Source organism: Azospirillum rugosum, from assembly GCF_017876155.1.
Taxonomy (GTDB): Bacteria; Pseudomonadota; Alphaproteobacteria; order Azospirillales; family Azospirillaceae; genus Azospirillum; species Azospirillum rugosum.
In genome coordinates this window covers 25,971-43,778 of the sequence record NZ_JAGINP010000002.1, presented here as the reverse complement: position 1 = coordinate 43,778, position 17,808 = coordinate 25,971, and the positions used below count along the sequence as shown (strand labels likewise).

The 17,808-nt window shown below is 69.8% G+C and carries 17 protein-coding genes; 5 read left to right on the top strand and 12 right to left on the bottom strand.

Going from position 1 to position 17,808, the window contains the following annotated elements; all coding sequences use genetic code 11:
- Nucleotides 1-132 precede the first annotated feature (132 nt).
- Nucleotides 133-588, bottom strand: a complete 456-nt coding sequence (locus J2851_RS03275) for a hemerythrin domain-containing protein (protein ID WP_209763942.1) — start codon at nt 586-588, stop codon at nt 133-135.
- A 231-nt stretch (nt 589-819) separates the two neighbouring features.
- On the opposite strand from J2851_RS03275, the gene J2851_RS03270 reads away from it, so the two are divergent.
- On the top strand, nt 820-2,025 hold the full coding sequence (locus tag J2851_RS03270; RefSeq protein WP_209763940.1) for an SDR family oxidoreductase: 1,206 nt from the start codon (nt 820-822) through the stop codon (nt 2,023-2,025).
- 12 nt (nt 2,026-2,037) lie between these two features.
- Here J2851_RS03270 and J2851_RS03265 read toward each other — a convergent pair whose 3' ends face one another.
- From J2851_RS03265 to prs, 3 genes are all read right to left on the bottom strand, one after another.
- Nucleotides 2,038-4,833 (bottom strand): bifunctional diguanylate cyclase/phosphodiesterase, encoded by a 2,796-nt coding sequence (locus tag J2851_RS03265; RefSeq protein ID WP_209763938.1) that lies wholly within the window; start codon nt 4,831-4,833, stop codon nt 2,038-2,040.
- Between the two features lie 204 nt (nt 4,834-5,037).
- A complete protein-coding gene (locus J2851_RS03260; protein WP_246500387.1) occupies nt 5,038-5,550 on the bottom strand; it encodes a hypothetical protein in 513 nt (170 codons plus the stop codon).
- Between the two features lie 95 nt (nt 5,551-5,645).
- Complete coding sequence (gene prs, locus J2851_RS03255; RefSeq protein WP_209763936.1) at nt 5,646-6,560, bottom strand: ribose-phosphate diphosphokinase; 915 nt, start codon at nt 6,558-6,560, stop codon at nt 5,646-5,648.
- A 232-nt stretch (nt 6,561-6,792) separates the two neighbouring features.
- Here prs and J2851_RS03250 point away from each other — a divergent pair, with 232 nt between their 5' ends.
- The gene (locus tag J2851_RS03250; protein ID WP_209763934.1) at nt 6,793-7,728 is read left to right on the top strand and encodes a diguanylate cyclase; all 936 of its coding nucleotides are present in this window, start codon (nt 6,793-6,795) and stop codon (nt 7,726-7,728) included.
- A 19-nt stretch (nt 7,729-7,747) separates the two neighbouring features.
- Here J2851_RS03250 and J2851_RS03245 read toward each other — a convergent pair whose 3' ends face one another.
- The 3 genes from J2851_RS03245 to J2851_RS03235 all read right to left on the bottom strand — a co-directional run bounded on the left by J2851_RS03245 (nt 7,748) and on the right by J2851_RS03235 (nt 9,561).
- Nucleotides 7,748-8,362 carry a hypothetical protein gene (locus J2851_RS03245; protein ID WP_209763932.1) on the bottom strand — a complete coding sequence of 205 codons (615 nt, stop codon included), beginning with the start codon at nt 8,360-8,362 and terminating at the stop codon, nt 7,748-7,750.
- 108 nt (nt 8,363-8,470) lie between these two features.
- Nucleotides 8,471-8,950 (bottom strand): hypothetical protein, encoded by a 480-nt coding sequence (locus tag J2851_RS03240; RefSeq protein WP_209763923.1) that lies wholly within the window; start codon nt 8,948-8,950, stop codon nt 8,471-8,473.
- A gap of 254 nt (nt 8,951-9,204) precedes the next feature.
- Nucleotides 9,205-9,561 carry a hypothetical protein gene (locus tag J2851_RS03235; RefSeq protein ID WP_209763920.1) on the bottom strand — a complete coding sequence of 119 codons (357 nt, stop codon included), beginning with the start codon at nt 9,559-9,561 and terminating at the stop codon, nt 9,205-9,207.
- A gap of 160 nt (nt 9,562-9,721) precedes the next feature.
- Here J2851_RS03235 and J2851_RS03230 point away from each other — a divergent pair, with 160 nt between their 5' ends.
- Nucleotides 9,722-10,123 carry a hypothetical protein gene (locus tag J2851_RS03230; protein WP_209763899.1) on the top strand — a complete coding sequence of 134 codons (402 nt, stop codon included), beginning with the start codon at nt 9,722-9,724 and terminating at the stop codon, nt 10,121-10,123.
- A gap of 154 nt (nt 10,124-10,277) precedes the next feature.
- Here J2851_RS03230 and J2851_RS03225 read toward each other — a convergent pair whose 3' ends face one another.
- From J2851_RS03225 to J2851_RS03210, 4 genes are all read right to left on the bottom strand, one after another.
- Nucleotides 10,278-11,354: a BMP family ABC transporter substrate-binding protein gene (locus tag J2851_RS03225; protein ID WP_209764631.1), complete on the bottom strand. Its 1,077-nt coding sequence runs from the start codon at nt 11,352-11,354 to the stop codon at nt 10,278-10,280.
- Between the two features lie 78 nt (nt 11,355-11,432).
- On the bottom strand, nt 11,433-12,365 hold the full coding sequence (locus tag J2851_RS03220; protein ID WP_209763896.1) for an ABC transporter permease: 933 nt from the start codon (nt 12,363-12,365) through the stop codon (nt 11,433-11,435).
- Nucleotides 12,362-13,462, bottom strand: a complete 1,101-nt coding sequence (locus J2851_RS03215) for an ABC transporter permease (protein ID WP_209763894.1) — start codon at nt 13,460-13,462, stop codon at nt 12,362-12,364. The genes J2851_RS03220 and J2851_RS03215 overlap by 4 nt, the downstream gene beginning before the upstream one ends.
- 148 nt (nt 13,463-13,610) lie before the next feature.
- Nucleotides 13,611-15,161, bottom strand: a complete 1,551-nt coding sequence (locus tag J2851_RS03210; protein WP_209763892.1) for an ABC transporter ATP-binding protein — start codon at nt 15,159-15,161, stop codon at nt 13,611-13,613.
- A gap of 284 nt (nt 15,162-15,445) precedes the next feature.
- Here J2851_RS03210 and ygfZ point away from each other — a divergent pair, with 284 nt between their 5' ends.
- Both ygfZ and J2851_RS03200 read left to right on the top strand, forming a co-directional pair.
- On the top strand, nt 15,446-16,351 hold the full coding sequence (gene ygfZ / locus J2851_RS03205; RefSeq protein ID WP_209763890.1) for a CAF17-like 4Fe-4S cluster assembly/insertion protein YgfZ: 906 nt from the start codon (nt 15,446-15,448) through the stop codon (nt 16,349-16,351).
- Between the two features lie 149 nt (nt 16,352-16,500).
- Nucleotides 16,501-17,127 carry a PRC-barrel domain-containing protein gene (locus tag J2851_RS03200; protein WP_209763888.1) on the top strand — a complete coding sequence of 209 codons (627 nt, stop codon included), beginning with the start codon at nt 16,501-16,503 and terminating at the stop codon, nt 17,125-17,127.
- 259 nt (nt 17,128-17,386) lie between these two features.
- On the opposite strand, the gene J2851_RS03195 is transcribed toward J2851_RS03200, so the two are convergent.
- Complete coding sequence (locus tag J2851_RS03195) at nt 17,387-17,776, bottom strand: COG4315 family predicted lipoprotein (protein WP_209763886.1); 390 nt, start codon at nt 17,774-17,776, stop codon at nt 17,387-17,389.
- Nucleotides 17,777-17,808: the final 32 nt, after the last annotated feature.

Genomic DNA, 17,808 nt, shown 5'->3' with positions numbered 1-17,808 from the left:
GCCGTCGACTACCTGATCTGAAGGTGGGGGAGCTGGGGCTAGGCCCCGGCTTCCTCCCCTCCTAAAATACGACCGGATGCGGCGGCGCGCAAGGTTGCAAAAATCGCCACCGCGCTCGCCCCGGTCATGGACTCACGCGCTCTTCGGCAGGGGAGCCAGGGCGGCCATCATGTGCTTCTTGCGGTCGGCGTAGAGGGTGCCGAGTTCCTTGGCGCGCTTGTCGTCGAGCGCCTTCTCAGCCTCCTCGAACAGCTCCTCCTCCTCTTCGTCCAGGTGGTGGCGGACGATCTCGCCCAGGACCTGGAGCTTCGCCTTCCAGGCGGTGCCCTCGGCCGGCATGGCGTTCAGCTCGTCGAGCAGGCCGTTGATCATGTGGTGCTCGTTCAGGCCTTCGACCGTTTCCTCCTTGGCGTTCTTGGCCTTGGAGAGGGCCTGGTAGAAGACCGCCTCCTCCACCTTGCCGTGGGCCCAGAGTTCGCGCTGAAGGTCCTCGTAGACGCTGCGGACGTTCGCGCCGCCCTTTTCGGCCTTTTCGAGCAGGTCGCGGACGGTGTCGTGGTCCTGCTTGATCCGGTCGTAGATCGTCATCGCCTGTATCCCGTTGCTGTGTGTGGTGCCCGACGGGGCGGTCTCGACAGCAAGAACCCCGGCGGGCGCGGCCGTGTTCCGCCGCGCGTTCGGGTCCTGGGTCGGGCCCGGGCGGGGCACCCCGGAGGCAAGGGTTCGGGACGTAACAGGATGCGCGGCGGGCTGTTCACTCCGCAAACCGCCCTGGCGTCCGCCGCGCGGGACCGGGGCCCAACCACCGAGGGGGCAACCATGCGCCTGCAGCTGAAGCCCATCGAAGAGCAAGTCATCGTCATCACCGGCGCGTCCAGCGGCATCGGGCTCGCCACCGCCCGCATGGCGGCGCGCCAGGGGGCGAAGGTCGTGCTGGCCGCCCGCGACCGCGAGGGGCTCGCCCGCGTCGCGGAGGAGATCCGCGGCGAGGGCGGCGACGCCGTTCATTGCGTGGCCGACGTCGCCAACCCGGACGAGTTGCGGCAGCTCGCCGACATGGCGGTCCGCACCCACGGGCGCATCGACACCTGGGTGAACAACGCCGGCGTGTCGATCTACGGCAAGGTCGTCGACACCCCGATGGAGGACCACCGGCGCCTGTTCGAGACCAACTATTGGGGCGTGGTCAACGGGTCGCTGGCCGCCATCCCGCACCTGCGGAAGAACGGCGGCGCGCTGATCAACCTGGGCAGCGTGGTGTCCGACCGTTCCGTGCCGTTGCAGGGCGCCTACTCCGCCACCAAGCACGCGGTGAAGGGCTTCACCGACGCGCTGCGGATGGAGCTGGAGGCCGACGGCGTCCCGATCTCCGTCACGCTGATCAAGCCGGCGGCCATCGACACGCTGTACGAGGAGCACGCCAAGAACCTGATGGACGTGGAGCCGAGCAACCCGCCGCCGGTCTACGCGCCGGACCTGGTCGCCAAGGCCATCTGCCACTGCGCCCAGACCCCCATGCGCGACATGTATGTCGGCGGCGGGGCCAAGCTGTTCTCGCTGGCCGAGACCTTCGCGCCGCGGATCACCGACTATCTCATGGAACGGACGGTGACGCGGGCCACCCGCTCCGGCGGGCCGTTGCGGGCGCGGAACGATGCTTTGCATTCCCACGGCGACGACGGCCGCGAGCGCGCGGGCCGGCACCGTTTCGTCCGCGAAACGAGCCTCTACACCGAGGCGCAGATGCACCCGTGGATGACGGTGGCCCTGCTGGCCGGCATCGGCGTGCTGGCGGGGGCTGCGATGTCGCGCGGCTGGGTTCGCGGCGGGCATAGCGAGGATCGGGGCGAACATCGGGGCGAGGGCCGGCACCGGACCAAGGGCTGGCAGCGGCTGGGGCAGCGTGAGCACGGCCGTTTCCGGGAGGACTATTATTCGGAGAACGGCGGCCATCGGACGCTGGGCCACAACGCCAAGCCGGCTTGGCAGGCCGCGGAGGAGAGCGAGGTTACCTTTCCGCGCTGATCGGCATTGCGCCTAGGGGGCCGCGCTTAGGGGAACCCGGGCCGGGTGGCCGCCGCGGGCGGCGCGGACGGCCAGGACGGGCTCCAGTTCCTCCGCCGGGACGGGGCGGCTGAACAGGTAGCCCTGGAAGCTCTCGCACTTCAGGCTGCGCAGGAGCTGGAGCTGCACCTCCGTCTCCACGCCCTCCGCGACCACTGACAGGCCGAGGCTGCGGCCCAGGCCGACGATGGCGCGCGGGATGGAGTCGCCCACCCCCGCCTGCTCCAGGTCGTGGATGAAGGACCGGTCGATCTTCAGCTTGTCGATCGGGAAGCGGTGCAGGTAGCTGAGGGAGGAGTAGCCGGTGCCGAAGTCGTCCAGCGCGATCAGGCACCCGCGCTCCTTCAGCGCGCGCAGGGTGGAGACGGCGGCGGGGATGTCGTCGATCAGGGTGCCCTCGGTCACCTCGATCTCCAGCTCCCGCCCGTCCAGCCCGTTGCCGTCCAGCGCCGCGGCGACCTTGGCCGGCAGCTGGCCGTCGCGGAACTGCTGGCCGGAGATGTTGACGGCCACGGGGATGGACAGGCCGATGTGGTCCTTCCAGCGGCGGATCTGCTGGCACACCTCGTTCAGCACCCAGTCGCCGATGCTCTGGACGAGCCCCGTCTCCTCCGCGATGGGCAGGAAGCGGTTGGGCATGATCAGCCCCGCCTCCGGATGGCGCCAGCGCACCAGCGCCTCCACCCCGACGACCTGGTCGTCGGAAATGCGGACCTGCGGCTGGTAGACGATGAACAGCTCCCCGTTCTGCAGGGCGCGGCGCAGCGCCGCCTCCAGGTCCAGCCGCTCGCGCGAGCGGGCGCCCATCTCGCGGGTGACGAAGCGGTAGGCGTTCCGCCCGCCGTCCTTGGCGTTGTACATCGCGATGTCGGCGCAGCGGATCAGCCCCTCCGCGTCCTCCGCGTCGTCGGGGAACAGGCTGATGCCGATGCTGGGCGACACCACGAAGCTCTGCCCGCCGACCGCGAAGGGGCTGGAGAGCTGAAGCAGCACCTTCTCCGCCACCGCCGCGGCGTCGGACGCCTGGTGCAGCTGCGGGGCCACGATCAGGAACTCGTCGCCGCCCAGCCGGCCGACCGTGTCGGAATCGCGCAATCCCGCGTGCAGCCGGCGCGCCACCGACCGCAGCACCTCGTCGCCGAAGGAATGGCCGAGGCTGTCGTTGATCACCTTGAAGCGGTCCAGGTCGATGAACAGCACCGCCACCTTGGTGCCGTCGCGCCGCGCCTGCTTGGCCGCCTGCCCGATGCGGTCGAACAGCAGCACCCGATTGGGCAGCCCGGTCAGCGCGTCGTAGTGGGCGAGGTAATGGATGTGCTGCTCCGCCCGGCGCTTGTCGCCGATGTCCTCCACGAAGGCCATGACGAAGGGCGGGTCGTCCGGCGTGGTGACCGGCTGGAGGTGGACGGTGAAGTGGCTGTGCCGCCCGCCGGCCAGCAGCAGCTGGTCGACCTCCAGCCGCACGCTCTCGCCGCCGATGGCGGCGTCGATGGCCGTGGCCAGCGCGGGGTCCTGCGCCCGCAGCTTCGCGTCCAACCCGATCAGCCCGTCGCGCGGCGCGCCGACCGCACGGGCGAAGGCCGGGTTGCAGTCGAGCAGCTTGGCGTCCTGGCCGATCAGCGCGATGCCCAGCGGCGCCTCGTTGAAGAGCTGGTCCAGCTCCGCCTCGCGCCGGCGCAGGGACGCGGTGATCCGTCCGGCGATCTCCAGCGCCCGGCGCCGCGTCGCCGTCAGCGCCCACAGGAGCGTGGACAGGAAGGCGCTGAGCGTCAGCCCGACGGCGAGGACCAGCGGCGGCTTCCAGCTTTCCGTTTCCAGCGCGAAGCCGGGCCGGCTCTCGTAGCGCACGGTCCAGACGCGGTTCCCGAAGGTGATCTCGCGCTCCGCCGCCAGCTCCGGCTTTTCGGGCGACGGCGCGCGGCTGCGGTACAGCGGAAAGTCGGCGTCGGCCAGCAGCCCTTCGTAGAGGGTCGCCGCGACGTCGGTGACGCCCGGCCCGAACACCGCGTTGGCCATCGGGACGATGCGGATCGGGGTCAGCACCACGCCGACGAAGGCCGCGCGGCGCTCCTCCACGCTGCGGGGCTGCTGGCCCTCGCGGTAGACCGCCTGGAAGACGATGAAGGCCGGCGACGGGGAGTTGCCCTCGTCGATCTTCAGCTGGATGGCCCGCGTGGTCGACGGCTCGCCCGAGTCGCGCGCCTGCTCGATGGCAGTGCGGCGGATCGGCTCGGACAGCATGTCGTAGCCCAGCGCGCGCAGGTTCTGCTCGGTCACCGGGGCGGCGTAGAGGTTGATCACGCGCTCCGGCCCGCCGGCGTCCGGCCAGATCCGGAAATGGCGGATCCCGTCGGCCCGCGCGGACCCGGCCACGGCCGCGGCGTTGGACGGGTCGACCCTGCGGGCGAAGGCGACGCCCTGGATGCCGGGATAACGTTCGGACAGGCCGAGGCCGTCCACGAAGCGGTTCCACTCCGCCCGCTGCACGTCGGGAAATGCGGTGTAGAGCGCGGCCGCCGACCGCGCCACCTGGACGTAGGTCTGGATATGGTTTTCCAGACGCTGGTGCAGCTCCGTGACGCGCAGCGCGAAGCGGCTCTCGGCGTCGTCCTCGGCGGTCCGGGCGGTCTCGCGCCAGGCCAGGACGGTCAGCAGCAGGCACGCTACCAGGGCGAGCAGCGCAAGGCGCCCGTCGAATCGCCGCGACGGTTCGGCGACAGGGTCGGCCGGATCGGACGCGGGCTGGGCGGGACTGGTGGACCTCAGCATGATGAGCGGGTCGGCCTTGCGCGTCGGAGGGGCGGTGTCGCGACCCCCGGTCCAACCGCTTGGCATGGCCGGACCGGGCATCACGCGAGAATAGACCTTACCCAGATTGCTGCCGTGCGGAAAGCGTCTTCATTTTGCGCAGATCGCCCATCGCGTGTGCCGGGCGCGGCGACCGGCCGCAGAGGCGCGTCCAAAAGCCTTGGCTCAGAATTCCTCCAGAACCTTGGGGCTGTTCTGGAGCAGCGTCTCGATCATGCCGAGGATGTGCTCGATCTTGGTGCGGGTGGCGTCCAGCTCGTCGGCGGTCTTGTCGTCGATGCCGGCTTCCATCAGCATCATGTCGAAGGCGTTCAGCGTCTCGCCGAAGGCCTTCTGCTCCGCCAGCAGCACGTCGAAGGCGCCCAGCGAGCTGGTCAGCGCCAGCGGCGGATCGCTGACGAAGGCGTAGCTGATGTCGGTGAAATGGGCGATGGCGGTCAGCTTCTGCCGGATCACCCATTGCGGGAAATTCTCCGGCAGCTCCTTGCCTGCGACATCCAGCCGCTCCTGGATGGAGAAGATCAGTCCCTGGATGTCCAGGTAGGCGCCGCGGATTTCACGGAAATGCGGGAAGGTCTTGGGCTTGCCGGCGTCGCGCACCCGGCCCAGCCGGACGACGTCCTCCGCCAGCTTGCGCGCCATCTGGAGCACGATCGTCGCCACCTTCCCCATCGCCATGTCAACCTCCAAGAGCGCAGCACGAGCAACCCTACACCAAGTGCGGGCGGCGTGGGAGGGTCGCCGATGCCGCGCCGCTCCCAGCCCTGCGGCCCTCAGTCGCGCAGCAGCGCGTCGGCGATCAGGCGGCCGAGCGGCAGGCCGTTGGACGCGTGCGGGACCCCGTCGCAGGACAGCGGCGTGCCCAGCCCCTCCGCGACGAAGCGCGCCGCCACGGACTCGTCGAACAGGGCGTGCACGCCGAACACGCGGACGGAGGCGGCTCCGGCCGCCCGGGCGGCGCGGGCGCAGGAGAAGATGGTCTCGCCGGAGCTGATGACGTCGTCCACGATCGCCACCGGCCGCCCGGCCAGCGGCGCGTCGGCGGGAAGAGCCACCGTGACGTCGCGATCGCCGCGGCGCTCCTTGCGGCCGACGACCGCGGCCAGGCCGAGCGGGCCGGCCACCGCCTCGACCAGGGGTGCGGCCTCCTCGTCCGGGCCGACGACCACCGTGTCCGGGGACACCCCGTCCGCGCGCAGGCGGTCGGCGATGGGGCCGGCCCCGGTTAGGCAGATCGACGGGCGGCCGACGAACACCTCGTCCAGCGTGTGGGTGCGGTGCAGGTGCGGCTCGACGCAGACGAAGCGGTCGAACAGCCGGCCGAGCCAGTCGCCCACCACCGCCTGGCTCACCGGCTCGCCCGGACGGAAGATGGCGTCCTGCCGCATGTAGGCCATGTAGGGGGCGACCAGGCACAGCTCCGTCGCGCCATGGCGGCGCAGAACCGAGGCGACCAGCGTCAGCTCGATCAGCTTGTCGTTCGGCTGGTCGAGCGAGCGGTAGACCACCGCGCGGCCCACCGGCCGCTCCGCGGCCTGGGGCAGGCGGACGAGGCTTTCGCCGTCCGGGAAGCGGTGCAGTTCGGCGATGTGGCAGGGGACGTCCAGCGCCTCCGCCAAACGCTGCGCGCAGTCCGCCGATTCCGGAAACCCGTAGACGCCCCCATAGGAGCCCGTGTTGCGGGCCATGCCGTCCTCTCTTCGCTTGTTTGCCCATATTCGCAGCAGGGCTAACACACCATACAATGCCGCCCCACACTATGCCGCAGGGTGTGCGGTGCGGCGACCCCGACCTTCGGCGCAACGTTTCCGCGAGGCGTATAGGGCCTATGGCCGTGGTGCGCATCATCAATCCGGGCCCCCGCCCTGCGCCCAAGCGCCACATTGACCGTAGGCGAAGGATCTGCGCAGCCTGCCGGCCATGCGCGTTCTCATCGCCGACGACACCGTCCTGATGCGCGCCATGCTGTCGGAACAGGTGGCGTCCTACGGGCACGAGGTGATCCTGGCCAGGGACGGCCGGGAGGCGCTGGACCGCGCCTGGAGCGAGCCGTTCGACATCGCCATCATCGATTGGGAGATGCCCCATCTGAGCGGGCTGGAGGTGTGCTGGCACCTGCGCGCCGACCCGCGCAGCGCCTACGCCTACCTGATCCTGATGACCGCCCACGACGACGCCTTCTACGAATTCAAGGCGCTGGACGCCGGTGCGGACGACTTCATCCACAAGCCGGTCAACAGCGCCCACCTGAAGGCGCGGCTGAAGGCCGGCGGTCGCATCGCGGCGATGCAGCAGCAGTTGCTGGACCAGGCGCGGACCGACCCGCTGACCGGCCTCGCCAACCGCCGCAGCGTGCTGGAGCGGGCGGAGGAGGAGATCGCGCGGTCGCGCCGCTACGGCCATCCTCTGTCGGTCGTGATGGCTGACATCGACCACTTCAAGCGCATCAACGACACCTATGGGCACGCCGCCGGCGACGAGGCGCTGAAGCGGTTCGCCCGCGCGCTGCACGAGGACCTGCGGCCCTGCGACCTCGTCGGCCGCTACGGCGGGGAAGAGTTCGTGGTCCTGCTGCCCGAGACGGGCATCGCCGACGCCCCCATGGTCGCGGAGCGGCTGCGCGCGCGGGTCGCCGCTCTGCCGGTCGAGCAGGACGGCGTGCGGTTCCACATGACCGCCAGCTTCGGCGTTGCCGCCGTCGATGGGATTGGGGTTGATGGGATCGGGGGTGATGGAGCCGCGCCGGGGCCCGGCCCGGCCGGCGGACGCGGCATCGAGGCCGCGCTGACGGAAGCCGACGCCGCGCTCTACCGCGCCAAGGAGGCCGGGCGGAATCGGGTGGTGGTGGCCGGCTGAGCGTTCCCCCGCCCCGCCCTCAGTCCTTGCGGTCTTCCGGCGGGGGCGGGGCCGAAGGCGGGGAACGGACGGCCGTGGCGGCGAGGTATTGCGCGGCGGAGCGCAGCAGGAATTCCGCCACCGCCATGTCGCCCAGGTCGCGGTCCGTGCCGCCCAGCGTGTGGCGGCGGTCGGCGTCGATCAGGCCCGTGGCGATCACCTGGGCGGTCAGCCACGCGCGCTGCTCCGCGTCCGGCACGCCGGCCATCCGCTCCAGCAGTTCGGAGCAGGCGAGATCGATCGCCCGCAGCCCGGGCCGGTCGGAGGACAGGTAGGAGGTCTCGTTGGACGGCGCCGGTTCCCCCACGTAGGAGCGGGCGAGCAGCGCGGTCTCCAGCGTCAGGCGGAAGGTCGTGCGGCGCGGCCGGCCCTTCCGGCGCAGGCGCAGCGCCATCATGGTGAAGAGCTGGGCGACGGCCTCCGCCTGGTCCGACGGAACCTCGTCGAGGATGTCGATGATCTCCGCGCTGACCGCGTTGCGGGGCCGCCGCTCGCCCAGCCTCACCACCGAGGTGGCGAAGACGGCGATCAGGGTGCGCAGGGCGTCGGCCTGCTCGTCGGGGGTGATGCGGCCGATCTCGCTGGGTTCGAACATGGTTCCGGCTCCGTTGCGGAGGGGTGATCAGGCTCCTTCCAGGAATGTTGGGACGCGCCTTTCGTGCGGGAACCCGCCCCGCCATAGGGGGATACACCCTTCGGATGCTCAGGCGTCGCCCTGGGTGGGGTTGATGGATTCGGCGCGGCGGCTGATCCACTGGAACCCCGCGAGCCCCAAGACCATGCAGACGATGACCAGAAGGAGAAGGGCCGGGTATACCATTGCGCTCATGTCCGACGTCCGCGCCTCGAATACCAGGACGAGTCCTTCCAGGCTGGCGGCGATGATGATGGTGGTCAGGAACTTGGTCAGCGTCCGCCGCGCCTCGTCGGCGTTGCGCAGTTCCCGGTCGCGCGCGATTTCCTCCTCGTAGAGATACTTGGCGATTTCGAACACGGCGATGGCCAGCACGATCAGGCCGACGCCGTCGAGCAGCGCGCTCGTCGCCGCCGACGCGTCGAGCGCCACGACGCCGTCCACCACCGCCAGCGCCGCCACCCCGACGAACACCAGGGCGAACAGGAACAGCACCACGGTCGCCAGCAGATACATGGCGCGCGATGCCAATTCGAACCCGCGATTCATGCCTTCCTCTCCCCACCAGCGCGCAGACCGATGCGCTGGAAGGACAACGCAAGCTCGGCCGCTTCGGACCGCGCTGCCGGCGAGAATCGCCCCGACAGGAATCCGTGATCGGGAACAGGAACGCGGCTTTTGCGTTGTTGAAGAGGCAGCACAGGGGATTGTGCCTCCTGATGGGCCCCGCCGCGATCCGGGACGTAACGTCCCGGACCCTGGCGGGGCCCTTTTCTATCGGGCCGCGGGCCGATCCGGGCCCGTCAGTTCGCGCCCGGCGCGTCCGTCTCGTTGGTCCACAGGCCGTTGCCGCCCAGCGTGCCCGGGTAGAAGGCGCGGTTGCGCTCGCCCGAACCATCGCTCATGCCGGCCCCCCGCGCGCGGCGCTGCGTCGCCACAGCGCCGTCGGTCGGCGGGATCATGCTGGTGCCGGAGGTGTCGGTGCCCGTGCCGGGCGCGGCATCCCCCATCGTCGTGCCGGAGGTTCCGCGCGGCGTCGTCGCCGTGGACCCGGCCGTCGTCTCGCTGGGGCTGGAGCCGAACCAGGAGTTCGTCTCCGCACAGCCCGCCAACGCCAGCAGCGCCAGCGCCCCGGCGCCGGCGATCATCGTCCGTCTCATCGTCGATCCCCTTCCACAAGCCGGAGCGTTGCTGCTCCCGCCCCCTCCAACAACGGCCGAGGGCCTTCGTCCCAGCGGCGCCCTTGCGGTTCCCGCCGTGATGTGCAAAAGCCATCGCTTTCCGACAATTGCGCCGTTGATGTGCCTAGGGAGCGCCCATATGTCCGATCCCGCCGAGCCGTTGCGAACCCTGCTGGACGTCTATCTGCGCTGCCCGACCGAGCCGGCGCGGGTGGAGCTGGAGCAGGCGCTGCGCGCCTACCAGACCGACTGGATCCGCGTCCGCGCCGGGGCCGACGCGCCGCCCGCAACGAAGCCCGCCGCCGACGCGCCGGCCAAGGCGGCGCCGAAAAAGCCGAAGTTCCCCATCGCCGCGGCCGACCTGGAGGTGCTGGCGCGCATGGCCGACGGCTGGGTCCCGACCATCGCCGAGGTGCCGCGCTGGGCCTGGTTCGAGAACCGCGAACTGGTGACGCTGGAGCCCAACCCCGCCGGCAGCGGGCCGGAGGTGATGCGCCTGTCGCCAACGGGCTGGGCGGCAGTCGGGCGGGTGCCATCCTGATATGAGCCGTAGGTTGGGTGGAGCGCAGGCGCAACCCAACACACGCCGCCACGCGAACGATGTTGGGTTGCGCTGCGCTCCACCCAACCTACAAATTTCCGGAAACGAAAAAGGGAGGCTTTCGCCTCCCTTTTTCTTTGGGTTTGGTGCCGGCTTACTTCGGAACCTTGCCCTGCACGCCTTCGACGTACCAGTCCATCTTGAGGATCTGCTCGTCGGTAGCCTGCTTGCCTTCGGCGATGACCACCTTGCCGGACTGGTCCTTCACCGGGCCCTGGAAGGAATGGCGCTTGCCTTCCATGATGTCCGTGCGGGTCTTCTCGGCCGCGGCGACGATCTCCGGCGAGAGCGACGGGTTGTAGGGGGCCAGGAACAGCATCTTGTCCTTGAAGCCGCCCCAGGTGTCCTGGGACTTCCAGCTGCCGTCCAGCGCCGCCTTGACGCGGGTGACGTAGTAGTTGCGCCAGTCGTCCACGATGGCGGTCAGGTGCGCCTTCGGGCCGAAGCGGGTCATGTCGGAGGACTGGCCGAACACGTACAGCCCGCGCTCCTGCGCGACCTGGATGGCGGCCGGGCTGTCCGTGTGCAGCGACAGGACGTCGGCGCCTTGGTCGATCAGGGCCTTGGCCGCCTCGGCCTCCTTGCCGGGGTCGTACCAGCTGTTCACCCAGACGACGCGGACCTCGGCCTTCGGGTTCACCTCGCGCATGGCGATGGTGAAGGCGTTAATACCGCTGATGACCTCCGGAATCGGGAAGGAGCCGATGTAGCCGATGATGTTCGACTTGGTCATCTTGCCGGCGATCTGGCCGATGACCGTGCGGCCCTCGTAGAAGCGCGCGGAGTAGGTGGCGACGTTCGCGGCGCGCTTGTAGCCCGTGGCGTGCTCGAACTTCACGTCCGGGTGGCGCTGCGCGACCTTCAGCGTCGGGTTCATGAAGCCGAAGGAAGTCGTGAAGATCAGCTTGTGGCCGGAGGTGGCCAGCTGCTCGATCACGCGCTCGGCGTCCGCACCCTCGGGAACGTTCTCGACGAAGGTGGTGGTGACCTTGTCGCCCAGTTCCTTCTCGACCGCCAGGCGGCCCTGGTCGTGCTGGTAGCTGTAGCCGTGGTCGCTGACCGGGCCGACATAGACGAAGCCGACCTTCAGCTTCTCCTGCGCGCCGGCGGCGCCGACACCCAGCGCCATGATCGCCGCGCCGGCGGCCAGACCCGCCAGGGTCTTGCCCATGGTCCTTCTGTTCACGTGAATGCTCCCTGATTTGTATGGTTCAGCAAGATCATGGTTGGATGCAGTGCCCGGCGCCCGTCAGGCGTCGGGATGGAAGACCTTCCCAAGGCTGGCCGGGGCGTTGAGGCGGATGCGCGCGATGTCCCGCGAGATCAGCACCAGAACCACGACCGTAGCCAGATACGGCAGCATGGACAAGAGCTGCGACGGAATGTCGATGCCCAGCCCCTGCACGTGCAACTGCGCGATGGTCACGCCGCCGAACAGCCAGGCGCCGAGCAGCACGCGCCCCGGTTTCCAGGTGGCGAAGACGACCAGAGCCAGCGCGATCCAGCCGCGGCCCGCCGTGATGCCCTCCGCCCACATGGGCGTGTAGTCCAGCGACAGGTAGGCGCCGGCGATCCCGCTCATGGCGCCGCCGAACAGCACCGCCAGGAAGCGGATGCGGATGACCTTGTAGCCGAGCGCGTGGGCGGCCGCGTGGTTCTCCCCCACCGCGCGCAGGATCAGGCCCCGACGCGTGCCGTAGAGGAACCAATGCACCGCCGGCACCATGGCGAGGCCGAGATAGACGACCGCGTCCTGCCCGAACAGCGCTTTGCCGATCACCGGCAGGTCAGTCAGGCCGGGGATGTTCAGCTCCGGCACGTCGGGGATCGGGATGCCGACGAAGCCCTGCCCGATCAGCGCCGACAGGCCGACGCCGAACAGGGTCAGCGCAAGGCCGGTCGCCACCTGGTTGGCGAGCAGCAGGAGCGTCAGCACGCCGAACAGCGCCGCTGTGCCGGCGCCGGCCAGCGCGGCGATCGCGAATCCGGCGGTGGAACTGCCGGTCTGGGCCGTCACGGCGAAGCCGCAGACAGCCCCCACCAGCATCATGCCCTCCACGCCCAGGTTCAGGACGCCGGACTTCTCCACCACCAGCTCGCCGAGTGCGGCGAACAGCAGCGGGGTCGCGGCGGTCAGCATGGCCGCCAGGACGGGACCGATCAGCGCGAGGTCGGCGCTCATGCCGCGGCCCTCCCGGCGATCGGTTTGGGAGCAGTCTTGGCGCCGAAGCGCAGGCGGTAGCGGATCAGCACGTCGGTCGCCAGCAGGAAGAACAGCAGCATGCCCTGGAACACGCCGGTGATGGCCTTGGGCAAGCCGAGCGCGATCTGCGCCGCCTCCCCGCCGATGAAGGACAGCGCCATCAGGAAGCCGGCCAGCAGGATGCCCACGGGGTGCAGCCGGCCGAGGAAGGCCACGATGATGGCGGTGTAGCCGTAGCCGGGGGAGATGGTCGGGTTCAGCTGCCCGATCGGCCCCGCGACCTCGCCCAGCCCGGCCAGCCCGGCCAGCGCGCCCGACAGCAGCAGGGTCAGCCAGATGATCTTCTTCTGGTTGAAGCCGGCGTAGCCCGCGGCGGTCGGCGTCAGGCCGATCACCTTGATCTGGAAGCCGATGAAGGTGCGCGCCATCAGGAACCAGCCGCCGGCCACCGCCAGCAGCGCGAAGAGGGAGCCCAGATGCACGCGGGTGCCGGCGACCAGCAGCGGCATCACCGCGTCCGCCTCGAACAGGCGCGATTCGGGGAAGGCGAAGCCCTCCGGATCGCGGTAGGGGCCGTGCATCAGGTAGTTCAGCAGATGCACGGCGACGTAGTTCAGCATCAGGCTGGTCAGGATCTCGCTGGCGTTGAAGCGGATGCGCAGGAAGGCCGGGATCGCCGCCCACAGCGCGCCGCCCACCATGCCGCCCACGATCATCAGCGGCAGCAGCCACCAGCCGCCCTCGCCGTAGAAGGCCAGCGCGATGCCGCCGCCGACGATGGCGCCGAGCGTCAGCTGCCCCTCCGCGCCGATGTTCCAGACGTTGGCCCGGAAGCCGATAGCGAGGCCAATGGCGCAGAGCACCAGCGGGGTGGCCTTCACGGCCAGTTCCCCCACGCCGCGCACGGAGGACACCGGCGCGATGAAGAAGGCGTGCAGCGCCTTCACGGGGTCGAAGCCCATGGCCCAGAACAGCAGGAAGCCGCTGACGAGCGTGAGCGCCACCGCGATCAGCGGCGTGAGGTACACCATGGCGCGCGACGCCTCGCCGCGGGGTTCGAGACGGAGGAGGGTCATGCTGCGGCCGCCGTGCAAATTGCCCCCTCTCCCCCCTGGGGAGTGGGTTGGGGTGAGGGGGTTGCGCTCTTGATGGACGTACCGCCTTGCGGGACCCCCTCACCCTCCCCTCTCCCCAGGGGGGAGAGGGTATGAAGCATCAATCCCATCACTCCTCGTCCTCGTCGGGCGGGTGGTTGAACAGGCCGCCCATCAGCAGGCCGATCTCCTCCACGCTGGTCTGGTGGGTGGGGCGGCTGTCCGACAGGCGCCCGTGGAACAGCACGGCGATCCGGTTGCTCAGCACGAACAGCTCGTCCAGGTCCTGGCTGATGACCAGAACGGCGGCACCGTCCTGGGCCAGCGCGATCAGCGCGCGGTGGATGGCTGCGGCCGCGCCGGCGTCGACGCCCCAGGTCGGCTGCCCGACAACCAGGAGCCGCGGCCGCTGCAGGATCTCGCGGCCGATGATGAATTTCTGAAGGTTGCCGCCGGACAGCGACCGCGCCTCCGCCCGGTGCCCGTGGGTCACCACGTTGAAGGCGCCGATGATGCGCTCGGCATAGGACCGGGCGCGGCCGAAGTGGACCAGCCCGCTGCGCACCAGCGGCTCGCGCGCGTAGCCGGACAGCAGCGCGTTCTCCGACAGGCTGAGTTCCGGCACGGCGCCACGGCCCAGCCGCTCCTCCGGCACGAAGGCGAGGCCGAGTTCACGCCGCTCGCGCGGGCCAAGATGGCCGACCGGGCGCCCCTCGATGGTGACCGCGGCGGGTTCCGGCAGCAGCTCCTCGCCGCTCAGCGCGGCCATCAGCTCCGCCTGGCCGTTGCCGGCCACGCCGGCGATGCCCAGGATCTCGCCCGCCCGCACCTCGAAGGACACGTCCTTCAGGTTGGTGGCGAAGGGGTTGTCCGACGTGGTGGACAGGTGCCGGACCTGGAGCTTCGGCGCGCCCGCCACGCCGTGCGGCAGGCGTTCGGGCGTCGACAGCTCCGTGCCGATCATCATCTCGGCGAGGCTGCGCGCGGTCTCCTTGCGCGGGTCGCAGCTGCCGACCACCCGGCCGCCGCGCAGCACCGTCGCGGTGTCGCAGAGCGCGCGGATCTCCTCCAGCTTGTGGCTGATGTAGAGGATGGTGCAGCCCTCCGCAGCGAGGACGCGCAGCGTCTCGAACAGGCGCGTCGCCTCCTGCGGGGTCAGGACGGAGGTCGGCTCGTCCATGATCAGCAGGCGCGGGTCCTGGAGCAGGCAACGCACGATCTCCACCCGCTGCCGCTCGCCCACCGACAGGTGGTGGACATGGCGTCGCGGGTCGAGCGACAGGCCGTAGCGCTCCGACACCTCGGCGATGCGCTGCGACAGCGCGTCCATCGGGCCGGGGTTGTCCAAGCCGAGCGAGATGTTCTCCGCCACGGTCAGCGTGTCGAACAGGGAGAAATGCTGGAACACCATGCCGATGCCGAGCCGGCGCGCGCCGGCCGGGTCGGGGATCATGGTCTCCTGCCCCTGCCAGAGGAGGGTGCCGGCGTCGGCGTGCAGCACGCCGTAGATGATCTTCACCAGCGTCGACTTGCCGGCGCCGTTCTCGCCGAGCAGCGCGTGGATCTCGCCCGGCTTCAGGACGAGGTCGACGGAGTCGTTCGCCAAGCAGCCGGGAAAGCGCTTGGTGATGCCGCGCAGCTCCAGGCGGTGCGGCGGCGTAGACGCCCGTGTGGTGGACAAGGTCGCGGAATCCAAGGAGGCGGATCCAATTAGGGGTTATCGCTGCACGGCATTGCCAACGCCGTGCCACCTCTTAACACACTTGCCCGGCTGGAACGCCAGCCGTCAACAGGGGATCGGGCTGCACAGCTGTTGTGCAGATGACGAAATCGGCGCCACTGGCCGAGAATCGCCCCTTTTGCGCGCTCCGGCGACGCAGGGCGGCCCTCCGCGCGGCGCTCTTGCCACGCCCACGCCCTTCGCCCAACTATCGGGGCAGGACGACAGTGCCAGGAGAAGCGGGAATGACGGCGGAGCTTGCGGCCTATGCGGTCCTGGAGGACCGGAGCGTGGTGGCGGTCGGCGGGGAGGACCGCGCGGCCTTCCTGCAAGGGCTGGTGTCGAACGACGTGCTGCGCGTCGGCGAGTCCCGCGCCGCCTACGCGCTGCTGCTGACTCCGCAGGGCAAGTTCCTGCACGATTTCCGGATGGTCGATTCGGGTGGCGCCCTGCTGCTCGACCCGGAGACGGAGCGGCGCGCCGAGTTGCTGCGCCGGCTGAAGATGCACAAGCTGCGCTCCAAGATCACGCTGGAGGATCGGGCCGAGGGGATGGCGGTCGTGGCGCTGTTCGGCGGGGATGCATTGGCCCGCCTCGGCCTGCCGGAGGAGGCCGGGGCCGCCCTGCCCTTCGCCGGTGGCGTCGCCTTCACCGACCCGCGCCTGCCGGCGCTGGGCGCCCGCGCCTTTTTGCCGCGGGAGGGGCTTGCCGCCGCGCTGGAGGGCGCCGGCTTCGCGCCGGCCGGGGCCGAGGAGTACGACCGGCACCGCCTCGCGCTCGGCGTGCCGGACGGCAGCCGCGACCTGATCCCGGAGAAGTCCATCCCGTTGGAGAACGACCTGGACGACCTGAACGCCATCTCCTGGGACAAGGGCTGCTACATGGGGCAGGAGCTGACGGCCCGCACCAAGTACCGCGCGCTGATCAAGAAGAAGCTGTTCCCGGTCGCCATCGACGGCCCCCTGCCCGCCCCCGGCACGCCGGTGACCCTGGATGGCCGTGAGGTCGGCGAGATGCGCAGCGGAGGCGGCTCTACGGCGCTCGCTTTGTTGCGGTTGGAAGACGTTGCCCGCGCGGAGCAAGACGGCAAGCCGCTGAAGGCCGGCGACAGCACCGTGATGCCGCGCAAACCGGGCTGGGCCAGCTTCTGATTTCTTCGACAACTCTGGATCCTGTTCTGGCTCCCCACCTCCCAAAGATTTTCCAGCTTGTGCGTGACCAAGTCCTTTCCCGCCTGTTGTTCGGTTGCCTTCTTGGGCAAACCGCCACACACGTGACGAAGTAGGGAAAGGAAAAATCCATGCGGAGGGAAATTTTTGCGGCCGCGTCCGTCCTGGCGCTGATGACCGGCGCTGCGTTCGCACAGAGCAGCACGTCGCCGGGCACGGGCAACCCCGCCGCGGGCGGCCCCACCGCCACCGAAATGAACCAGACCGGCCAGAGCCAAGCTGACAAGACTCAAGCCGACATGAACAAGTCCGGCCTGACCGGCGGCCAGTTGGCCAGCGCCGAGCATCTGCTGGGCAAAAACGTCTACGGCAAGGACAACGAGAAGGTCGGCGAGGTCGAGGACATCATCCTCGACACCAACGGCCAGGCGAAGCAGATCGTCATCTCGTCGGGCGGCTTCCTCGGCATCGGCGAGAAGCAGATCGCCGTTGAGTACAGCCAGGCCAACTGGGACCAGAACCAGGACCGCGTCCAGCTGTCGGGCATGAGCCGCGACGAGGTCAAGAACATGCCGGAGTTCCAGTACTCCGACACCACGACCTCGCTGAACCGCAACAAGGACAAGGCGGGCGGCACCACCAACGACGCGGCCAGCCGCTCCTCGACGGGCACGACCGGCAACACGATGGCCCCGTCGGGGACGACAGCGCCGTCGGGCGCTGGTTCGCCGTCGGGCAGCAGCTCGTCGGGCCAGTAACGGGGCAGCGAGTTCGGTTTAAAAGAGATCTGCGCTCCCTCTCCCACAAGAAAAAGCCCCTCTCCCCTTGGGGGAGAGGGGTTGGGGTGAGGGGTCGTTACGGGCGGAAGCCCGGAGATGACTTGTGCCAGAACGCTTCAGACGACTTCCGGCCGGCCAAGGCCGGCGCCACCCTCACCCCAAACCCCTCTCCCCTCAAGGGAGAGGGGCTTTTCATTGCGTCCGATACTTAACCCGGGTGGCTGGACTTTTTCGTGCGTTACGGGCGCGCGACGTGCCAGACGTTGTTGACGTTGTCGCCGGTGGTGTCGCCGGCCTTGGCGTCCTTGGCCCAGGTGTAGAGCGGCTTGCCCTTGTAGGCCCACTGCTTGGCGCCGTCGTCGCGCGTGACGACCGTGTAGTCGCCCATCGGCTTGGCGTCGGCCGAGGCCATCAGCGGCGGCCAGTTGGTGGCGCATTGGCCGTTGCAGGCGGACTTGCCGCCGGCGTCCTTGTCGAAGACGTAGAGCGTCATGCCCTTGGAGTCGGTCAGCATCGGGCCGCCCGCCCCCTGGGCGGTCTTGGTCGGCATGGTCTGGGCGACGGCGGCGGCCGTCAGGGCGCCCAGGCCGAGGATGGCGGCGGCGGTGACGCGAGCGAAGCGACGCATGGTGTGAACCTCCCGATCGTTCGGGCCGGGCA